Origin of the sequence: Streptomyces sp. CB01881, assembly GCF_002953255.1 — a bacterium.
Taxonomy (GTDB): Bacteria; Actinomycetota; Actinomycetes; order Streptomycetales; family Streptomycetaceae; genus Kitasatospora.
Map to the genome: position 1 here is coordinate 10,041,249 of NZ_CP026498.1, position 19,302 is coordinate 10,060,550.

At 74.6% G+C, this 19,302-nt stretch carries 15 protein-coding genes; 6 read left to right on the forward strand and 9 right to left on the reverse strand.

Going from position 1 to position 19,302, the window contains the following annotated elements; all coding sequences use genetic code 11:
• Positions 1 to 58: 58 nt before the first annotated feature.
• Positions 59 to 1,696, forward strand: coding sequence for an amidohydrolase (locus tag C2142_RS33220; RefSeq protein ID WP_148646504.1), 1,638 nt, complete (start codon positions 59 to 61; stop codon positions 1,694 to 1,696).
• Between the two features lie 284 nt (positions 1,697 to 1,980).
• Positions 1,981 to 2,277, forward strand: a complete 297-nt coding sequence (locus C2142_RS33225) for a hypothetical protein (protein ID WP_148646505.1) — start codon at positions 1,981 to 1,983, stop codon at positions 2,275 to 2,277.
• A gap of 32 nt (positions 2,278 to 2,309) precedes the next feature.
• Here the strand turns inward: C2142_RS33225 and C2142_RS33230 are convergent, their stop codons facing one another.
• The 4 genes from C2142_RS33230 to C2142_RS33245 form a co-directional block, all read right to left on the reverse strand.
• A complete protein-coding gene (locus C2142_RS33230; protein ID WP_148646506.1) occupies positions 2,310 to 3,827 on the reverse strand; it encodes a carboxylesterase family protein in 1,518 nt (505 codons plus the stop codon).
• 44 nt (positions 3,828 to 3,871) lie between these two features.
• A complete protein-coding gene (locus tag C2142_RS33235) occupies positions 3,872 to 4,945 on the reverse strand; it encodes a 5'/3'-nucleotidase SurE (protein ID WP_148646507.1) in 1,074 nt (357 codons plus the stop codon).
• A gap of 160 nt (positions 4,946 to 5,105) precedes the next feature.
• Positions 5,106 to 6,887: a glycoside hydrolase family 3 N-terminal domain-containing protein gene (locus tag C2142_RS33240; protein WP_241002924.1), complete on the reverse strand. Its 1,782-nt coding sequence runs from the start codon at positions 6,885 to 6,887 to the stop codon at positions 5,106 to 5,108.
• 104 nt (positions 6,888 to 6,991) lie between these two features.
• Positions 6,992 to 8,296 carry an MFS transporter gene (locus C2142_RS33245; RefSeq protein ID WP_148646508.1) on the reverse strand — a complete coding sequence of 435 codons (1,305 nt, stop codon included), beginning with the start codon at positions 8,294 to 8,296 and terminating at the stop codon, positions 6,992 to 6,994.
• 236 nt (positions 8,297 to 8,532) lie between these two features.
• On the opposite strand from C2142_RS33245, the gene C2142_RS33250 reads away from it, so the two are divergent.
• Complete coding sequence (locus C2142_RS33250) at positions 8,533 to 9,234, forward strand: TetR/AcrR family transcriptional regulator (protein WP_148646509.1); 702 nt, start codon at positions 8,533 to 8,535, stop codon at positions 9,232 to 9,234.
• 50 nt (positions 9,235 to 9,284) lie between these two features.
• Here the strand turns inward: C2142_RS33250 and paaK are convergent, their stop codons facing one another.
• On the reverse strand, positions 9,285 to 10,631 hold the full coding sequence (gene paaK / locus C2142_RS33255) for a phenylacetate--CoA ligase PaaK (RefSeq protein WP_148646510.1): 1,347 nt from the start codon (positions 10,629 to 10,631) through the stop codon (positions 9,285 to 9,287).
• Between the two features lie 288 nt (positions 10,632 to 10,919).
• On the opposite strand from paaK, the gene C2142_RS33260 reads away from it, so the two are divergent.
• A complete protein-coding gene (locus C2142_RS33260) occupies positions 10,920 to 11,846 on the forward strand; it encodes an ATP-binding cassette domain-containing protein (protein WP_148646704.1) in 927 nt (308 codons plus the stop codon).
• Positions 11,843 to 13,423, forward strand: coding sequence for an ABC transporter permease (locus C2142_RS33265; RefSeq protein ID WP_148646511.1), 1,581 nt, complete (start codon positions 11,843 to 11,845; stop codon positions 13,421 to 13,423). The genes C2142_RS33260 and C2142_RS33265 overlap by 4 nt, the downstream gene beginning before the upstream one ends.
• A 166-nt stretch (positions 13,424 to 13,589) precedes the next feature.
• Here the strand turns inward: C2142_RS33265 and C2142_RS33270 are convergent, their stop codons facing one another.
• The gene (locus C2142_RS33270; RefSeq protein ID WP_148646512.1) at positions 13,590 to 14,171 is read right to left on the reverse strand and encodes a hypothetical protein; all 582 of its coding nucleotides are present in this window, start codon (positions 14,169 to 14,171) and stop codon (positions 13,590 to 13,592) included.
• Positions 14,172 to 14,411: 240 nt separating this feature from the next.
• A complete protein-coding gene (locus tag C2142_RS33275; RefSeq protein WP_148646705.1) occupies positions 14,412 to 15,320 on the reverse strand; it encodes a LysR family transcriptional regulator in 909 nt (302 codons plus the stop codon).
• Positions 15,321 to 15,571: 251 nt separating this feature from the next.
• Between C2142_RS33275 and C2142_RS33280 the strand changes: the two genes are divergently transcribed.
• Positions 15,572 to 16,267 carry a type 1 glutamine amidotransferase domain-containing protein gene (locus tag C2142_RS33280; RefSeq protein WP_148646513.1) on the forward strand — a complete coding sequence of 232 codons (696 nt, stop codon included), beginning with the start codon at positions 15,572 to 15,574 and terminating at the stop codon, positions 16,265 to 16,267.
• Between the two features lie 176 nt (positions 16,268 to 16,443).
• Here C2142_RS33280 and C2142_RS33285 read toward each other — a convergent pair whose 3' ends face one another.
• Together C2142_RS33285 and C2142_RS33290 are read right to left on the reverse strand one after the other, a co-directional pair.
• A complete protein-coding gene (locus C2142_RS33285) occupies positions 16,444 to 17,931 on the reverse strand; it encodes an MBL fold metallo-hydrolase (RefSeq protein ID WP_148646514.1) in 1,488 nt (495 codons plus the stop codon).
• Complete coding sequence (locus tag C2142_RS33290; protein ID WP_148646515.1) at positions 17,928 to 19,112, reverse strand: sulfite oxidase; 1,185 nt, start codon at positions 19,110 to 19,112, stop codon at positions 17,928 to 17,930. Before C2142_RS33290 ends, C2142_RS33285 begins: the two co-directional genes overlap by 4 nt.
• Between the last annotated feature and the right edge of the window lie 190 nt (positions 19,113 to 19,302).

Sequence of the window (19,302 nt, forward strand, 5' to 3'; positions counted from 1 at the left end):
GGAGCATCCGGGGTACCCCGCCGACAACCCGCACCCGAACCCGTCTGGAGCACCACCCATGAGCAAGGCCGACCTGGTCTTCACCCACGGACCCGTCCACACCGGCGACCCGGCCCGCACCCGGGCGACCACCCTGGCCGTGACCGGCGAGCGGATCACCGCCGTCGGCCACGACGAGGTGCGGGAGCTGGTCGGGCCGGGCACCGAGGTCGTCGACCTCACCGGCAAACTGCTGATCCCCGGCTTCCAGGACTCGCACATCCACGCCGTCTACGGCGGCACCGAACTGGCCGGCTGCGACCTGACCGGCACCGTCGGCGTGGACGACTACCTCGACCGGCTCCGCGCCTACGCCGACGCCAACCCCGACCAGGCCTGGATCACCGGCAGCGGCTGGTCGATGGAGAGCTTCGAGGGCGGCCTGCCCACCCGGCAGCTGCTCGACTCGGTGGTCCCGGACCGCCCGGTCTACCTGGTCAACCGCGACCACCACGGCGCCTGGGCCAACTCCCGGGCCCTGGAGCTCGCCGGACTCACCCGGGAGAGCCCCGACCCGGCCGACGGGCGGATCGAGCGCGAGGCCGACGGCTCCCCGAGCGGCGTCCTCCAGGAGGGCGCCACCAGGCTGGTTGCCCAGCTCGTCCCGCCGATCACCGCCGCCGACCGGCTGGCCGGCCTGCTGCGGGCGCAGCGGCTGCTCCACTCGCTCGGCATCACCGGCTGGCAGGACGCGCTGCTCGGCGAGTTCAACGGCCAGCCCGACCCCTCCGACGCCTACCTGGCCGCCGCCCGGGCCGGCACGCTGACCGCCCGGGTCACCGGCGCGCTCTGGTGGGACCGTTCCCGCGGGGCCGAGCAGATCCCCGAGCTCGTGGCCCGGCGCAAGGAGCTGGAGCACGGCCGGTTCCGGGCCGACTCGGTGAAGATCATGCAGGACGGCATCGCGGAGAACTTCACCGCCGCGATGATCAGCCCCTACCTGGACGGCTGCGGTTGCGCGACCGCCAACAGCGGCCTGAGCTTCGTCGACCCCGATGCCCTGCGCGAGCACGTCACCGCGCTGGACGCGCTCGACTTCCAGGTGCACTTCCACGCGCTCGGCGACCGCGCCGTGCGCGAGGCGCTGGACGCCGTCGAGGCCTCCGTCGCCGCCAACGGCCGGCGCGGGAACCGGCACCACCTCGCCCACCTCCAGGTCGTCCACCCGCAGGACATCGCCCGGTTCGCCCTGCTCGGCGCGATCGCCAACATCCAGCCGCTCTGGGCGGCGCACGAGCCGCAGATGGACGAGCTGACCATCCCCTTCCTCGGCCCCGAGCGCGCCGCCTGGCAGTACCCGTTCGGCGACCTGCTGCGGGCCGGCGCCACCCTGGCCGCCGGCAGCGACTGGCCGGTCAGCAGCCCCGACCCGCTGGCCGGGCTGCACGTGGCGGTCAACCGGATGGAGCCCGAGGCCACCGACGGACGGGTCTTCCTGCCAGAGCAGCGGCTCGACCTGGTCTCCGCGCTGGCCGCCTACACGGCGGGCTCCGCCCACGTGAACGGCCACGACGACGCCGGCAGCCTCCGGACCGGCCAGCTGGCCGACCTGGTCGTCCTGGACCGCGACATCCTCACTGCCCCCGCCGCGGAGATCGCCGAGGCACGCGTCGAACGCACCTACGTGGGAGGCGAGTTGGTGTACGCGGCGAACTGACCATCCGCATGAGGGGTGCGGCCCGAGGGGGATGGAGAGCCCCCTCGGGCCGCTGTCGTCCGGCGCGTCCGTTCTCCCCGGGCCCGGCCACACCCCGGTTCACGCCGTGCCACCGGTGAACCGACGGCCCACCGGCTACCTCCGTCGCATGGAACGGGCCGGAACTCTCACCACCCTCGCCGCGAGCGGAACCGGCACCGCCCCGCAGCGGCTCACCGAACTCGCCGACGAACTCGGCATTACCCGCTGCCGGCCTGCTGGTCGTCGCGGGCCACCCGGTGCCGTTGGAACTCCTTCCGCCGGAGCGCGACGCCAAGGTCATGAGGCGGTTCGCCGGCCGTGTCAGCCACTGCGACCACTCGCAACCGGCCTCGATGGAGGGCTTCGTCCGCTCGCTGCCGCGCCTCGCCGCCCCGAGCTCCTTCGTGCAGCCGGTCTCGCCGTACCACCGCCCCGCCGAGACCGGTTTCGCCGCCGTGCTCAACGGGTTGATCCGCAATCGCGGCTTCGGCATCCACGAACTACCGTTCATGGGACTGTCCCTGAGCACCCGGTGGCAGACGGGTGCGGCCCGGGCGTGACTGCCCGGGCCGCACCCGTCTGCCGCAGGTGGTCAGTCCAGCCAGATCTCGCGGACGGCGCGCAGCGGGTCCTGTTCGACCCGCGGCTCGGCGTCCCAGAGCATGGTGGCGCGGTCGTCCGCGTAGCGCGGCCAGGACCGGCCCGGGTCGAGGTCGCGGACGAAGGCGACCCAGGCGCCGTGGACCGCCTCGGCCAGCCGCTGCGGCGGGTGCTCGCCGAGCGCCGCGACGGCGCCCTCGGCGTCCAGCAGGTCGAAGGCGAACGGCAGGTCGATGCAGTGGTAGGCCTGGCCCGCACGGCCGGGGGCGGTGCCGGACCACTCGAACTGGTAGAGCCAGGTGGGCAGTCCGCGCGCCGCCCGGGCGTCGGCGATCGCCACGGCGGGGGCGCGGAAGACCAGGTCGGTGATCGCCTGGCCGCCGACCGTCCGGGGGTCGGCCGGCCGCCCGGCCGCCTCGTGGTGTGCGAGGAAGCGCGCGGCGTGCTCCTCGTCGAGGCCCAGTTCGGCGAGGAGGCCGCTCAGGGCCGGCCCGTCCGTGCCCGCGTCCGTGCCCGGGGCCGCGTCCCCCGCCGCTTCGGCCCCGTCCGCCGTCTCCGGGGCGAACTCGTGGGCGGTGAAGCCGATCAGCAGCGGAACGTCCGTACCGGCGTCGCCCCCGACCAGCGCCTCCGGCAGCGTGACCGGGATCAACTCGCCGTCCGCGAAGGGTCCGAGGAGCAACGGCGGCAGCTCGTCCCGGCCGGGACCGGGGGCGTCCAGCGCGTCCTGGAACGCGAGCAGCTCCTGGTCGGTCGCGTCGCGCAGGGCCGCCGCGGTCGCGGGCACGCCGGCCCGCTCGGCGAACAGCCGGGACGCCGCGCGGGCCGTCTCCCTGTCCTGCGGCCGCATCACCGCACCGGAGGCCGAGATGGCGGCGCGGAACAGCCCGTGCGCGGCAGGCGTGGCGAGCAGGGTCTGGACGGCGCCGCCGCCCGCCGACTGGCCGGCGACGGTGACCTTGGCCGGGTCCCCGCCGAAGGCCGCGATGTTGTCGCGGACCCATTCCAGGGCGGCGATCCAGTCCCGCACGCCCCGGTTGTCGGGCGCGTCCGCCAGGTGCAGGAACCCCTCGACGCCGAGCCGGTAGCCGGCCGAGACCAGGACCACGCCGTCCCGGTTGAAGGCCGCGCCGTCGTACCAGGGGCTGGCGGAGCAGCCCGCGACGTAGCCGCCGCCGTGGATCCAGACCAGGACGGGAAGGGCGGCCCGCGGGTCGGCGTCCGGGGTGAAGACGTTCAGGTTGAGGACGCCCTCGCCGGGGACGGTGGGCTCGGGGATGGTGGTGACATCCGCGAACGGCCGGCGCTGGGCGGTCGGCCCGTACGCGGTGGCGTCGAGCACCTCGGTCCACGGCCGTGGCGGGACGGGCGCGGCGAACCGCAGGTCGCCGACCGGCGGTTGGGCGTACGGGATGCCGAGGAAGCGGAGACCGCCGGCCCGGCGCTCGCCGCGGACCGGGCCGCTGCGGGTCGGGACGACGGGGTGGTCCTGCGGTGCTGCGGTGGTCATGCCGGGCCTCTCTCCGGTGGGGGTCACGGGCGTTCCGGTGGGGGTCACGGGCGCGGGGCCTCGTGCTCGACGAAGTACTGGAGCCGCTTCAACTCCTTGCCGCCGCCGCCCCTGACACCGTAGGTGCGGTCGGCGGTGACGGGTGTGACGGAGATCCGGCCGTCGCGCAGCAGGGCGGTGGAGTCGGCGTCCGGGAGGGTCTCGGTGCAGGCGTCGCCGGGGCGGTCGGCGCAGACGCCGAGCGCGATGTCGAAGCTGTCCGCGGCCCCCGTACGGGGCTGGTACGCGTGCCAGACCACCCGGCCGCGGCCGACGGCCGTCCACCGCGGGGCACCGGCCGGGCGGCCGGCGGTGACGTCCGGGTAGTCGACCTTGAGCGCGAACCGCTGGGTGAGCAGGCCGCGGGTACGCATCCCGGCCAGCAGCCGGGCGCCGAATTCGGCGGTGGCCCGGTAGTCGGCGAGGGGGAAGAACACGCCGCTGTCGTCACCGGCGGAGGAGAAGGCGACCGCCGGAACGCCAAGGTCGATCGCGGCGATGGCGGCGCCGACCGTCCCGGAGTCGTTGACCTGGGCGCTCACGTTGGGGCCGGAGTTGATGCCGGTGACGACCAGGTCGGGGCCGTCCGTCCAGCCCGCCTTCGCGGCGAGGCCCGCCCGTACGGCGAACTTCACGGTGTCGGCCGGGGTGGCGCTCGGGGTGCCGGGACCGCACGGGCCGTCGGAGAGGCACACGCCGTAGACCGGGGCGCCGGACGGGGCGCCGGCGCAGTCGTCCTGGTAGCCGGGGAGCGGTTCGGCCCGCCGGCCCAGGGTGAGGGTGCCGCCGTTGGTGACGGCCGTGCCCTTGCCGGACTGCACCTGCCAGGGCGCCATCACCACCACGTCGGCACCGGCGGCGCAGAGTGCGCGCCGCAGCTCGTAGAGGCCGAGGCCGTCGGAGTGCGAGGCCTTGGCGGCCTGCATGGAGTCGTCGTTGGTGAGCAGGACGCGCAGGCCGGCGAGCGGCCGGGCGGCGGGCGGCGTCCCGGCGGGTGCGGCGTCGGCCGCGGTGGCGGCGCCGGCCAGCACGGCGACGGAGGAGGCGGCGGCGAGGAGTCTTCGGGAGGCGGGTCTCATGCGGAGGACCTTTCGCTGCGGCTGAACGGGGGCGCGCGGAGGGGCATGCGGGCGGAAGGGCGGTCAGATGGGCGGGCGAAGGGGCGCGTGAAGGGGCGCGTGCGCGGGTGTGCCGGGAGCGTGCGGAGCGGTTCCGGGGGTGCGGGAGCCGTCGCGGGGCTCAGAGGTCCAGGCCCGCGCCGTACGGGAAGACCGGGTCGGCGGTGTCGTGCGGGACGTCCGGGCGGGAGGCCTCGACGGCGGCCATCGAGCGGGGCAGTTCGAAGGGCAGCCGGCCCTCCGCCCGGGCGCGGCCGAAGGCGACGTCCAGCAGCGCCTCGTCGCTCGCGCCGTAGTCGGCGACCAGGGCGGCCGCCCGCTCGGCGATCTCCGGGACGACGGCGGGCCGTTCGAGGTTGAGCAGGACGACGGTCGGCACCGCGTCGAGCACCCGCAGGATCGGGGTCAGCTCGGCCTCGGGGAAGTCGAGGTGCCCGGAGTGGAACATCGACTCGAAGCGGTTGGCCCGGTACTCGTACGGGGTGAACAGGCGCAGCACCGCGAGGTCGGCCTCGGCGGGGGTGCCGACCGGCTCTCCGTAGCGGGCGACGACCGCCCGGTCCAGCCCCTCGGTGTAGAGCCTGGGGCGCGGCCGGGTGACCGGCAGGGTCCGGTCGCGGTTGACCAGCACGGTGAGCGAGCGGCGCTGGGCGGACGCCCCGGCGGCGCGGAACCCGCTGTTGCCGACGATCTCCTCGGCGGCGTCCGGGTCGACGCGGCGCTGCTCGAAGAGCCCGAGGACGAACTTCTCGCGGAGCAGGCGCCGGACCGAGTCGTCCAGCCGCCGCTCGTCGATCCGGCCGGAGCGGACCAGTTCGACGACCACCTCGGGGCACTCCTCGCCGCCGAACTGGTCCACGCCCGCGTCCAGCGCCTTGGCGGCGCGTTCGGCGACGGTGAGGTGTTCGACGCCCCACGCACGGGCCTGGTGCATCTCCCCGAAGATCGGCTCGTCGTTGAGCAGGCCCCAGTCGGTGCAGACGACGCCCCCGAAGCCCAGCTCCTCGCGGAGCAGACCGGTGACGACGCCCTTGTTGAAGCCGAAGCCGACCTCCTCCCAGTCGGTGCCGATCGGCTGGCCGTAGTACGGCATCATCTGCGCGGCGCCGGCCGCGATCGCCGCCCGGAACGGCGCGAGGTGGTAGTCGCGCATGCCGCCCGGGTAGACCTGCTCCTTCCCGTGCGGGAAGTGCGGGTCCTCGCCGTCCTTCTGCGGGCCGCCGCCGGGGAAGTGCTTGACCATGGTGGCCACGCTCTCCGGCCCGAGGCGGTCGCCCTGGAAGCCCCGGACGTAGGCGTGGACGAGCTCGGAGGTGAGCGCCGCGTCGGCACCGAAGGTCCCCGTCTGGCGGGACCAGCGGGGCTCGGTGGCCAGGTCGATCTGCGGGTGGAGGGCGACCCGCAGGCCGACCGCCAGGTACTCGCGACGGGCCGTGTCGGCGAACCGGTGGACCAGTTCGGGGTCGCGGGTGGCGGCCAGACCGATCGCCTCGGGCCAGGCGGAGAAGGCGCCGGCGTGGATCGAGGCGCCGATGTTGAGGGTGAAGGAGTGCCGGGGGTCGGTGGAGACGGTGGCGGGGATGCCGAGCCGGGTGCCGGCGGCGATCTCCTGCACGGCGTTGTGCCACTCGGCGAGTTGGCGGGGGCCTGCGGTGCCGACCAGGTTGAAGTGGTTCACGCCCCGGCCCCGGATCAGGCCGGTGGTGTCGCCCGGGAACTCGGCGTCGTCGCCCTCCTCGACCGGGCGGCCGTCGGGGTGCATCGGGAGCATGGTGTGGAAGAGCAGGCCGGCCTTCTCCTCCAGGGTCATCCGCGCCAGCAGGTCGGCGACGCGTTCGTCGACGGGGCGGGACGGGTCCTGGTAGGGGTGGCCGTCGGTTCGGGGGGCGGGGGTGGTGCGCACGGCGGGTCTCCTGGGTTGGACGCGGGGCGTCGGGGGGTGCGGGGAACCGGGGGGAATGGGGTGCAGGGGTGTGGGCGTGGGGGCGTTCGGGAGGCGTCGCGGCGTCAGCGGACGCTCTTGATCGGAGCGACCGAGAGCGCCCCGAGCGCGATGATCAGCGCGCCCACCACGTACAGCGCGTTGTAACCGAGCGAGCCGACGACGAGGGAGGCCACGAACGGGGCGATGATCTGCGGACCGGCGTTGGCGATGTTCAGCACGCCGAGGTCGCGGGCGGCGTCGTCGGCGCTCGGCAGCACCAGGGTGACCAGGGCGGTGTCCACGGCCATGAAGCAGCCGAAGGAGATCCCGGCGAGTGCGGTGAAGAGCAGCATGCCGGTCCAGTCCGGCTGGATCACCGGGATCATCATGGTGGCGGCGCTGAGCACGCAGGAGACCGCGATGAACGGCTTGCGCCGGCCGAGCCGGTCCGAGAGCAGCCCGCCGACGACCGTGGCGAGCAGGGTGCAGACCGCGTCGACCGGCGCCAGCACCGCCTGGGCGCCCTCCGGGTCGAGACCTTCGGGCAGCGTGATGTGGTCCTGGAGGATGTAGTACTGGAACAACGAGACGGAGAAGAAGCCGAGCATCATCAGGAAACGGCCGGTGAAGGCCCACCGGAAGTCCGCCACCCGGAGGGTTTCCGCGAAAGCCGCGACCTGGCGGCGCAGCGGGACGGTCTCCACTGCGGGCAGTCGTTCGTCGCGGACCAGCAGGGTGAACAGCACGGCGACGACGGCGGTCACCGCGCCGAGCACCAGGTAGCCGGTGTCCACGTCGTCCGGCACGAAGCGGGTGGCCAGCATGACGCCGACGACCGAGCCGATCGGCGTGCCGATGCCGACCATCGCCGAGGCGAGCCCGCGGCGGTCGGCCGCCACCCGGTCCGGGACGATCGCGGTGAGGGCGGCCTGGTAGACGTTCATGGTGGCCTGCACCAGGCACCAGGCGATGGTGACCAGGAGGATGGTCCGTACCGCGCCGAGCAGCGCGAGGGTGGCGAACGCGGCGAGGCCGCCGCCGAGGATCCAGGGGTTGCGACGCCGGGAGCGGTCGGAGAGCAGGCCGGCCAGCGGGTTGAAGACGGTCGCGAAGATGGCGGCGACGCCGGAGACCAGGCCGAGGCTGCCGATCTTGCCGTCCGGGTCGATCTGCTCGATCTGGACCGGCAGCAGCACGCCTCCGATGCCTATGTAGACCATGAACATGGCGGCATGACCGAGCGTCAGCATCGGGAGCAGCCGGGCGAGGGGGCCGCCGCCTGCGGTCCCGGCTTCCGCCTCCGCCCCTCCCGTCGCCCCCGCCCCGGGCCTTTCCCCTGCTTCCGCGCCGACCTCGATGGCTCTTGCGGCTCTTTCGGATCTGCTCATGACCGGCCTCCTGGGTGGCCACTGGTCCCGTGATCGGGAAGGTCGAGGGTGGACCCCGGTCGCGGCACGGCTCGGCACCGGCCGGCGCATGCGGGTGGGCGCCGGCCGGGCGGCTCACATCGCCGTTCGGGGTGAGCAAAGGGAATCACGAAAAACCGAGTGGGCAATAGGTTTTTGATTTGTGACCCAGGTCACACCCCGGCGGGCCACCGGCAGCGGTGGTTAGGGTGACTTCCATGGACGTCAAGGACGGGCAGACGGCCCGCGGCACAGGCAGGGGCGCACCGCGCGGCACCTACGCGGTCGGCGACGAGCGGCGCTCACGCATCCTGGACGCCGCCGTCGAGCACTTCGCCCAGTGGGGATTCCACGCCACGTCGATGGCCCGGATCGCCAAGGACGTCGGCATCACCCAGGGCGGGCTGCTGCACCACTTCCGCAACAAGGAGGCGCTGCTGGTCTCGGTGCTGGAGGCGAGCGACGAGCACGACACCGAACGGTTCTTCGCCGAGGAGTGCGACACCGCCGCCGAGTGGTTCCACCGCCTGCTCGACCTGACCGCGTACAACAGCCGGCGCCCGGGCCGGACCAGGATGTTCAACGCCCTCGTCGGCGAGTCCGGCGATCCGGACCACCCGGCGCACGCCTTCTTCACCCGGCGCTACCGCGCCCTGGTCACCGACGCCGCGCAGTCGCTGCGCCGGGGCGTCGACACCGGCGAGCTGCGGGCCGACACCGACTGCACCGCCGAGGCCCAGCAGTTGCTCGCGGTCATGGACGGCCTCCAGCTCCAGTGGGTGCTGGACCCCGGGGCGCTCGACATGACCGACCGGCTGCGCGGCTACCTGGACCGCCTCTACCGCGGCCTCTCCACGGCCGGCACCGGCCTGCCGCCCCGGGGCCCCGGCCCGGACGCCGCACCGGGGCCGGCGGCGTAGCCGCGCGGCCCCGGCCCGCTCCCCCGTCCGCCCCGTCCGCTCCCTCCGCGCTACTGGTCGCGCAGGTCGGCGATCCGGCGGATCTTGCCGACCGAGCGCTCCAGGCTGTACGGGTCCAGGACCTCCACCTCCACCGTCACTCCGACACCGTCCTTGACCGCCCGGACGATCTCCGCCCCGGCGGCCTCCCGCTGCTCGGGGGCGGCGTCCGGACGGGCCTCGACGCGGACCGTCATGTGGTCCATCCGGCCGCGGCGGGTCAGGCGCAGCTGGAAGTGCGGCGCCACGGCCGGGGTGCGGAGCAGGATCTCCTCGATCTGGGTGGGGAAGACGTTCACCCCGCGCAGGATGATCATGTCGTCGCTGCGCCCGGTGACCTTCTCCATCCGCCGGAACGCCGGACGGGCGGTGCCGGGCAGCAGGCGGGTGAGGTCGCGGGTGCGGTAGCGGATGACCGGCAGGGCCTCCTTGGTGAGCGAGGTGAAGACGATCTCGCCGCTCTCGCCGTCCGGCAGCACCTCGTCGGTGAGCGGGTCCACCACCTCGGGGTAGAAGTGGTCCTCCCAGATGTGCAGGCCGTCCTTGGTCTCCACGCACTCCTGGGCGATGCCCGGGCCCATCACCTCGGAGAGGCCGTATATGTCGACGGCGTGGAGGTCCATCCGCTCCTCGATCTCGCGGCGCATCTCCTCCGTCCACGGCTCGGCGCCGAAGACTCCGACCCTCAGCGAGGTGCCGCGCGGGTCGACGCCCTGCTTCTCGAACTCGTCGAGCAGGGTGAGCAGATAGGACGGGGTGACCATGATGATCTCGGGCCGGAAGTCCCGGATCAGCTGCACCTGCCGGGCCGTCATGCCGCCCGAGGCGGGGATCACGGTGCAGCCGGCCCGCTCGGCGCCGTAGTGCGCGCCCAGACCCCCGGTGAACAGCCCGTACCCGTACGCGACGTGCACCTTGTGACCGGCCCGGCCGCCCGCCGCGCGGATCGAACGGGCCATCACGTCCGCCCAGACCGAGAGGTCGTGCTCGGTGTAGCCGACCACGGTGGGCCGCCCGGTGGTGCCGCTGGAGGCGTGGATCCGGCGGACGTCCTCCATCGGGACGGCGAACATGCCGAACGGGTAGGTGTCCCGCAGGTCGGCCTTGGTGGTGAAGGGGAAGCGGGCCAGGTCGGCGAGGGTCCGGCAGTCCTCGGGCCGCACGCCGGCCGCGTCGAACTTGCGCCGGTACAACTCGACGTTGTCGTACGCGTGGCGCAGCGTGCGGCGCAGGTGGGTGAGCTGGTGCGCCCGCAGCTCCTCGCCGGTCATCCGCTCGCCGGCGTCCAGCAGCTCGTCCGGGAGCGGCTCGCCCAGACGCGTCCGCGCGGGCTCCGGGCCGGTCGCTCTGCTGCTCATCGCGTCTCCTCAGCCGTCCGGGGGCCCGAGCGTGGCATTCGCCGACCGACCATTCGGTCAGCTCTCGAACAAGGCCAAGTAATCCAGCCGCCACACCGGCTGTCAAGGGTTGCCGCGCAGGTCGGGGCCCCGTGAGCGCAGCGGGGCATGACGAAGGACCGGGGTGGCGGGCGGCGGGCGTATGTCGAAAGTCGGGAGTGCATCTCTGCCGAACGGCAGATGGCAACGGACCGCCTGTCCGGAAGGCTCGACCGCGTCACCACCGGACCGACCGAGAAAGCGGAGCGCATGCTCGAACTGATCGACATCACCAAGGTCTACAAGGGCGGCAAGCGGGCCGTCGACGGCTTCTCCCTGCACCTGGGCCCCGGCCTGCTGGGACTGCTCGGCCCCAACGGCGCAGGCAAGTCCTCGCTGATGCGGATCGTCGCCACGGTGACCAGGCCCACCTCCGGCCGGCTGCACTACCGGGGCACCGACGCACTCGCCCGGCCCGAGCTGCTCCGCCGCCGTCTCGGGTACCTGCCCCAGGACTTCGGCGTCTACCCCAACCTGACCTCGCGCGAGTTCCTCGGCTACCTCGCCGCCGCCAAGGGGCTCTCCGCCCGCTCGGCGCGGGCCCGGATCGAGGAGCTGCTCGCCCTGGTCAACCTGACCGAGGCGGTGAAGCGGCCGCTCGGCGCGTACTCGGGCGGCATGCTGCGCCGGATCGGCATCGCCCAGGCACTGCTGGCCGACCCGCAGGTCATCGTGGTCGACGAACCCACCGCCGGCCTCGACCCGGAGGAGCGGGTGCGGTTCCGCAACCTGCTCAGCGAGCTCTCCGTGGAACGCGTGGTCCTGCTCTCCACCCACATCGTCCCGGACATCGAGTCCGTCGCCTCCGACATCGCCGTCGTCGCCGGCGGCCGGCTGCTGCGCCGCGGCACGCCCGAGCAGCTGGCCGGAGAACTGTCCGGGCAGGTTTGGGAGTTGCTCGTCAAGCCGGACGCCGTCACCGCACTGCAGGGCCGGTACCCGGTCAGCCGGATGGTACGGACGGCGGACGGCGTCCGGCTCCGGGTGCTCGCCGACCGGGCACCCTCCGACGACGCCGTCCCGGTCGCACCGGACTTGGAGGACGCCTACCTGGGCATCGTCCGGCAGGCGGCCCCGAACCCGGCTGGCGGGACCACCCCGGGCGGCCCGCTGCGGCAGCAGGCGGTGCGGCGATGACGGCACGCGCCCTGGCCGCCCTGGCGGCCGGAGACTTCCGCGACCGGGTACGGCGCCCCGTCTACACGGTCACGCTGCTCGCCGCCGTCGGCCTCGGCTACCTGGCCGTCCCGCCGGCCGGCGGGCACTGGGTGATCCTCGCGGTCGGCCGTCACCGCGGCGAGTACAACAGCGCGTACGTCGGGCTGGCGACGGCCCTCGCAGGTGCGCTCTGGCTCACCGTCGGCGGGTTCTACGTCGTCCGCAAGGGCATCGGCCGGGACGAGGAGACCGGGGTCGGCCAGATCCTCGCCGCCACCCCGCTGCGCACCTCCGCCTACCTGGTGGCGAAGTTCCTCAGCAACCTGCTGGTGCTCGGCTCGATGCTGGGCGTCCTGGCACTCACCGCGGCCGTCATGCAGCTGGTCCGCGGCGAGCACCGCGCGATCGACCCGGTGGCGCTGCTGACGCCCTTCGTGGTGACGGCCCTCCCGCTGCTCGCGGTGACCGCCGCGGCGGCCGTCCTCTTCGAGACGCTGCCGCTGCTGCGCGGCGGAGCGGGCAACGTGGTCTGGTTCCTCGTCTCGCTGGTCGTCGTGGTCGGCGGGCAGTCCTCGGGTGCGCCGTTCGGCGGACTGGGCGTCGGCCAGGCCGCCGGGTCGCTGCGCGCGGCCGCCCTGGCCGCCGGGGCCGGGCCGGTCGAGGGCCAGGAGTTCAGCCTCGGGCTGACCAAGGTGGACACCCCGCTGGTCCCGTTCCCCTGGGCGGGCGCCGGCTTCGACGGCGGATTCGCCCTCCAGCGGCTGCTGCTGGTGCTGCTCTCGGTGGCGCTGGTCGTGCTCCCGGCGCTCTGGTTCGGCCGCTTCGACCCCGCCCGCGGCCGTCCGGCCGCCGCCTCCGTCCACCCGGCCGCCGCGGAGGCCGCCGCGCCCGCCGCCCCTCCGGCCCCCGTCGCCCTGCCCCGGACGGCCCCCGCGTTCGGCGGCACCTTCGGGCGGCTGCTCGCCGGCGAGGTGCGCATCCTGGCCGGCGGGGTGTCGCCCTGGTGGTGGCTGGTCACGGCCGGGCTCACGGTGGCCGGCCTGACCGTCCCGATCGGCGCGGTCACCGGGTTCGTCCTGCCCGCCCTCTGGGTCTGGCCGGTCCTGATCTGGTCCGGCCTGGGCAGCCGGCAGGCCGAGAACGACCTGGAGGTCCTGCTGGGCGCCTACCCGGCCGCCCGCCGCCGCCTGCTCGCCGAGTGGGCGTCCGGCGTGGTGCTGGCCGCCGTGACGGGCGCGGCCCCGCTCATACGCCTCGCCGTCGCCGGGGACGCCGCCGGCCTGGCCGCGTGGGCCGCCGGAGCGCTCTTCGTCCCCTCCCTGGCGATGGCACTCGGCGTCCTCTCGCGCACCCACCGGGTGTTCCAGGCCCTCTACCTCCCGCTCTGGTACCTGGTGGTCAACCAGGTCGCCGCCTTCGACTACATGGGCGCCGTGCGCACCGCCGGTCACCTTGCCGGGCCTGCTCCCCTGCTCGTCCTCGCCGCCGCCCTGGCCCTGCTGGCCACCGCCTTCCTGGCCGGCGCGGCCCACCGGGAGGTGAGGGGAATGGGGTGAGGGAGATGAGGCGAGACGTCAGGGAGCGGCCGGCACGGGCCGACGCCGCACGCCCCGCCCCGCCCCGCCCCGCCGGCCGGCGTCCGGGCCCTCCCCGGAATACGACGGGAGGCGCGTCTCGTCGTCGGGCCGCCGCAGCGCGTCTGCGTCCTCCTCCGGCGCCGGGTCAGGAACCGCGCTGCCCCGTGATGCGCAGTGCGACCGCGATGTGGCTGTACCCGGGGATGGGCGACCCGGCGGCCTTCTCGTAGCGCACAGCGTCGGCGATTCCGAGCTTCTCGCCCGTGGCGAGCGTTCGGTTCGCCGTCCACAGGAGCGTGCGCAGCTGCTCGTTCTCGACGTCGAGCAGCGGGGCGGCGGGCTCCAACGAGACGCCGGTGCCAAGACGCCAGTCGGCCACCGCGGCCCAGAAAGCGGTCACGGTGTCCCAGCAGACCGCGCTTCGGGGTCCGAGCAGCAGGCGTATCTCGTCGGGAGACCGAAACGTTTCGAGACCGTGGGACACGAGGTTCTGGAGGTCCTCCAGGAACGTGACGACGAACTCGTACTCGGCCTCGTCCTCCAGCAGTTCCTCGACGACCGCCAGTACCTCGGCGGTCGCGCCGTGGTCCCGCCGGGCGACCCGAAAGGCGACCTGTCGGCAGACGTCGAAGTCGTCGGTGTCATCGACCGTTCCGGGCCTGACGGCTGCCAGGTCGAGGAGCCGCCGTGACCGCCCGGCCGGCCGTCGTCGCCAGGGGATTCGCATGGTGACCTGCTCCGCTCATGCTGATGGCGATCATGGTCGCCTGTGCCGGCCAGCATGGCACGGCGTTCCGCGCAGTCCGCACGGGGGGTCGGTGCGGCTCCGCGGAGTCGTCTCCATCGCGGGCCGGCGGCTCCGGCAGGACACGAGAGCCGGCGCTGCCGCCACCCGGACCGCTCCTGGCTGCAGGACACGTGGGTGCAGGCACGCTCCGGGCACCGGGTGCGGGTCACCAGGTGCGGGTCACCAGGTGCGGGCGGCTGCCAGGAGGTGGTCACGGACGCGGGGGAGGTACGGATTGGCGGGGGTACCGGGGCGTTGGACGAGGTAGCCGGTGTTGATCGGCGGGTCCTCGGGGTCGTCCAGCTGCACGAGGGCGCCGGAGTCGAGCAGGGGTGCGCAGAGGTAGCGCGGGACGACCGCGAACCCGGCCCCGGAGGCCACCGCGGAGACGACCCCTCGCAGGTCGGGCACGGTGAGCGCGGCACGGCAGTTGAGGCGCCGGCCGAACACGTGGCGCCAGTAGCGGCGCACGATGGGCAGGTCCTCGGCGTACGCGACGAGCGGCACCTCGTGCAGCGCGGCCGGGCCCTCGACGGTGAGCCGGCCGCGCAGGCGGTCGGCCCAGACGGGGGCGGCGACGAGGACGAACTCCTCGTCGCCCAGCGGGACGGCGGTCAGGGTGCGGCCGCGCGGGCGGGTGGTGGCGATCACCAGGTCGTGGCGGCCCGCCCGCAGCTCCTCCAGCAACGGGTCGGTCAGCCCGGCGGTCACCCGCAGCCGGACCCCGTCGGCGACCAGCGGGGCGAGGGCGGGCAGGACGAGGGTGCAGAGCAGTTCGGCGGGGCCGGCCAGGTGAACCGGTTCCGCCCCCGTCTCGGCCCGGGCACCCGGGCCCGCGGCGGCCGCGAGCGCGTCGAGCGGTGCGGAGATCCGGGCGGCCAGCTCGTCGGCGACAGGCGTCGGAACCACTCCGCGCGGCCTCCGCTCGAACAGCTCGCGCCCGCCCTGCCGTTCCAGCGCGCGGATCTGGGTGGTCACGGTCGGCTGCGACAGTCCGAGCACCTGGGCGGCGGCCGTGAACGAGCCGGCCCGGTAGACGGCCAGGAAGGTCCGCAACAGGTTGAGGTCCGCAGGCCCGGCGAGCGCCAGCGACGGTGCGGCAGGCCCGGCGAGCGCCGACGGCGGTGCGGCAGGCTCCGACGGCGTTGCGGCAGGCCCGGCGGGCCGGCCGGGCGCGGTGTGGTCGCGGTCGTTCACCCGGCCAGCCTACGACCGGACACCCATAGGCATTCCTATGGCAGCCATCGGCTCTGCCATTGGTGAGCTGCGGATCGACCGGCCTATGGTCGGATCCAACCTCCGGGCCCCGCCGGGCCCGCATTCAGAGAAGAGCTCCCCGCATGTCGAAGATCCTGTTCGTCGTCACCGGCGCCACCTACTGGACGCTCGCCGACGGAACCCGGCACCCCACGGGCTTCTGGGCCGAGGAGGCCGTCACCCCTTACGAGGCGTTCACGGCCGCCGGTCACGAGGTCACCGTCGCCACCCCCGGCGGGGTGGTCCCGACGGTCGACCAGGGCAGCCTGACCCCCGAGGTCAACGGCGGGCCGGAGGGCGCCGAGCGGATCACGTCCGGTCTGGAGGCCTTCACCGGTCTGCGGCTGCCGGTCAAGCTGGAGGACGTGGACCTCGCCGACTACGATGCCGTGTTCTACCCCGGTGGCCACGGCCCGATGGAGGACCTCGCCGTCGACGCGGTCTCCGGCCGGCTGCTCGCCGACACCCTGGCCTCCGGCAAGCCGCTCGGCGTGGTCTGTCATGGCCCGGCCGCGCTGCTGGCCGCCACCCGCGCCGACGGCACCAACGTCTTCGCCGGCTACCGGCTGACCGGCTTCACCGACGCCGAGGAGACCCAGGCCGGCCTCGCCGACAAGGCGAAGTGGCTGCTCCAGACCCGGCTGGTGGAGGCGGGTGCCGACTTCCAGGAGGGCAAGCCGTGGGCCCCGCACGTGGTCGTCGACCGCAACCTGGTGACCGGCCAGAACCCGGCCTCCTCCGCCCCGCTCGCGGCCGAACTGCTCAAGAAACTGGCCTGAGACCCGGAGCTCCCGACCCGCCGATGACGGCCTCCGCTGCCGGCCGGCCCGCCCGGCCGGCAGCCCCCGACCGCCTCGGCCCCGCGCGGCCACCGGGCACCGGGCACCGGGCACCGGGCATCGGGCATCGGGCACCGGGCGTGAACGCCGGGCACCGGGCGTGAGCTCCGGCAGCGTCACTGCCGGAGCTCACGCACCAGGTCCTGCGCGCCGCCGCTGACCACGGCCGTCACCGGGAGGCCCGCTGCGGCGAGCAGGCTGGCCGCGACGGTGGCCCGGCGGCCCCGGCCGCAGACCGTCCAGAACTCCCGGCCGGGCGGCAACCCGTCGATCCGGCCGGGCAGTTCGGTGAGCGGGATGGCGAGGGCACCGGGCACCGGCGGGTCGGCGGCGGGCCGCACGTCGAGCACCTGGACCGGCAACTCTCCCTTCGGCCCGGCAGCCCCACCCGCAACCGACCCACCCGCAACCGACCCACCCGCAACCGACCCACCCGCAACAGCCGGGCCCGCAACGCTCCCACCCGCCAGAGCTCGGCGCACCTCGGAGACGTCGGCTGTCCTGATCGCGGCCAACGGACGCCCGCTCGCCCGCCAGCGTTCCACACCTCCGTCCAACTGCCCCACCAGCCTGGCGTCGTAGCCGATCCGGAGCAGCTGGAGGACGGCTTCGCGGGCCGCGTCGGCGACCGGTTCCGGCAGCACCAGGACCAACGGCCTGTCCAACGGCACCACTTCACCGACCAGTGCCGCGAAGGAGCCGTCCAGCTCGTCGCCGAGCGACCCCGGCAGGTGGGCGTCGGCGAACGCCCGGCGGTCCCGCGCGTCGACCACCAGCGCACCGCGCCCGAGCGCCAGTTGGACCTCCTGGGGCGTCAGCGACAACAGCGCGGGCGGGCCGCCGAGGACGGCCGGGCCGGCCCGGTTCAGCGGCCCCATCTGCCGGTAGTAGGCGGGCGCGGGCGGCAGGCCGAGCATGCGGGTGGCCACGAACGCGTCCTCGTCGGCGGCCAGCAGTGCCGGGTTGGCGAGCCGCTGGTCGCCGACCGTACTGGTCCGCTCGCCGGCCACCGCACCGATCGTGCACGAGCTGCCGGCTCCGTGCGTTGGCAGCACCCTTGTGCCGGAGGGGAGTTGGGCGAGGCGCCGGAGCGAGCGGTACTGGGCGCGGGCCAGTTGCTCCGTCCGGGCGGCGCCGGAGAGGTCGGTCCGGCCCGCACTGCCGACCAGCAGGCTGCCTCCGGTGAACACCGCCGTCGGCAGACCCTCCCCCGACCCGCCGTCGAGAACCAGATAGGCGGTGTGCTCGGCGGTGTGGCCGGGTGTCTCCAGCGCCTGGACGCGCAACCCGCCGAGGGTGATCTCGTCGCCCTCCGCCAACGGCAGGTGGTCGAAGCCGTACCCGGCGCGGGCCGGCCCCGCGACCGTCGCCCCGGTGGCGGCCCGGACCTCCAGGGCACCGGAGAGGTAGTCGTTGTGGACGTGGGTGTCCAGGACGTACCGGATCCGCAGCCCGCGCGCCTCACAGGAGGCGAGCAGGGGCCAGCAGTCCCGCTGGGGGTCCACCACCAGGGCCTCGTCGCCGGAGGCCAGCAGGTAGCTGGTGTCGCCGAGGGCCGCAGTGGTGACGGGTTCGATGGTGTTCCCGCCGGCGCCGCTCCTCATGTCGGTGCCACCTCCTCGCGCCGGTGCCGCCCCGCCCGGGGGCCGCCCTCCTCCGGGGCCGTTCCCGCGCCGCTCCCCCGCCGTTCCCGCACGCGGCCCGGACCGCCGACGACCACGACCTCCACCCCGGCCACCGGGTTGCACCCGTACCCCTGCTCGTTCCACGGCGTCCGCAGCGGCTGGGTGCGCCCCTCGGCGTCGGTCGCCCGCGCCAGCAGGAGCCGTGGTCCCGGCACCCGCGGCGTCCACCGGTACGCCCACTCCGCCCAGGCGTACGGGCCTGCGGCGGGTGCCAGTTCGGCCGGCCGCCACCCGCCGCTGCCGACCCGCACCTCCACCCGGCGCACCGGAACCCCGCCCGACCAGGCCCGCCCGCGCACCGTGCAGAGGAGGCCCAGCGGCAGCCGCGCCCCGGGCGCCGGTCCCGTGATCAGCGACTTCACCCGGATCTCCCTCACCGGCCCCTCGGGCGTGCCGTCAGGGACGCCGCGGGAGCGCCGGTAGACGTACTCCTCGGCCTGGAACGGTCCGGTGAACGGCCGGGCCACCGCCTCCACCCCGACCAGCCACTTCACGTCCGCCACCCCGTAGTGGCCGGGCACCAGCAGCCGGACGGGCGCACCGTGGCCGGGTGTGAGCGGGGCGCCGTTCATGTGTGTGGCGAGCAGGGTGTCGGCGTGGAGGGCCAGGCCGGCCGGCAGGCTCCGCTCGAAGGCGGTGCGGTGGCCGTGCAGCTCGCCCTCGTCCGCGCCGGTGAACACCAGCTCCACCGCCTCCGGCCGCAGACCGGCCGACGCCAGCACCGTCCGCAGCGGGACCCCGGTGAAGCGGGCGCACCCCACGGCCCGCTGCGCCCACGGCAGGCCGGGCGGGCGGGGCTCCATCAGGCTGCGGCCGTTCCCGGCGCACTCCACCACCATCTCCAGCTCGCGCCCCGGAAGGGCCAGCAACTCCTCGTATCCGAGGTCGAGTTCGGTGTCCACCAACCCGCTCACCCACAACCGCCAGCCGGCTCGGCGCAGGTGCGGAACACCGAAGTGGTCGCGGACGAAGAACGCGCGGGTGGGCGTGAGGGGCTCGGCCAGCGCCGCCGCCGGCGTCTGTGCGTTGTACGGCTCGGTGGTGACCGTCTCGGGCGCCCAGCGTGGGGCGGTCGTCCCCTTGCGGGCTGTCGTCGTCATCCCGGCTCACCACCTGTGTGCGTCCATCGTGCCTGCCCCCGTGCGTGTTCCCGGTGCCTGCCCCGTACCCGACCCTGTACCCGCCCCCCACGCCTGTCCCCGTACGAAGCCCGGCGCGCCGGAAGCCCCGCGCCCCCTCCCCCACGCGCCGAAGCCCTGTGCCGGCCCACCGACCCACCGACCCACCGGC

Bases quoted from the DNA above. Each gene is read 5' to 3' on its own strand.
- C2142_RS33220 (WP_148646504.1), top strand. From the start codon at position 59: ATGAGCAAGGCCGACCTGGTCTTCACCCACGGACCCGTCCACACCGGC.
- C2142_RS33230 (WP_148646506.1), bottom strand. From the start codon at position 3,827: ATGACCACCGCAGCACCGCAGGACCACCCCGTCGTCCCGACCCGCAGC.
- C2142_RS33235 (WP_148646507.1), bottom strand. From the start codon at position 4,945: ATGAGACCCGCCTCCCGAAGACTCCTCGCCGCCGCCTCCTCCGTCGCC.
- C2142_RS33245 (WP_148646508.1), bottom strand. From the start codon at position 8,296: ATGAGCAGATCCGAAAGAGCCGCAAGAGCCATCGAGGTCGGCGCGGAA.
- C2142_RS33250 (WP_148646509.1), top strand. From the start codon at position 8,533: ATGGACGTCAAGGACGGGCAGACGGCCCGCGGCACAGGCAGGGGCGCA.
- paaK (WP_148646510.1), bottom strand. From the start codon at position 10,631: ATGAGCAGCAGAGCGACCGGCCCGGAGCCCGCGCGGACGCGTCTGGGC.
- C2142_RS33260 (WP_148646704.1), top strand. From the start codon at position 10,920: ATGCTCGAACTGATCGACATCACCAAGGTCTACAAGGGCGGCAAGCGG.
- C2142_RS33265 (WP_148646511.1), top strand. From the start codon at position 11,843: ATGACGGCACGCGCCCTGGCCGCCCTGGCGGCCGGAGACTTCCGCGAC.
- C2142_RS33270 (WP_148646512.1), bottom strand. From the start codon at position 14,171: ATGCGAATCCCCTGGCGACGACGGCCGGCCGGGCGGTCACGGCGGCTC.
- C2142_RS33280 (WP_148646513.1), top strand. From the start codon at position 15,572: ATGTCGAAGATCCTGTTCGTCGTCACCGGCGCCACCTACTGGACGCTC.
- C2142_RS33285 (WP_148646514.1), bottom strand. From the start codon at position 17,931: ATGAGGAGCGGCGCCGGCGGGAACACCATCGAACCCGTCACCACTGCG.
- C2142_RS33290 (WP_148646515.1), bottom strand. From the start codon at position 19,112: ATGACGACGACAGCCCGCAAGGGGACGACCGCCCCACGCTGGGCGCCC.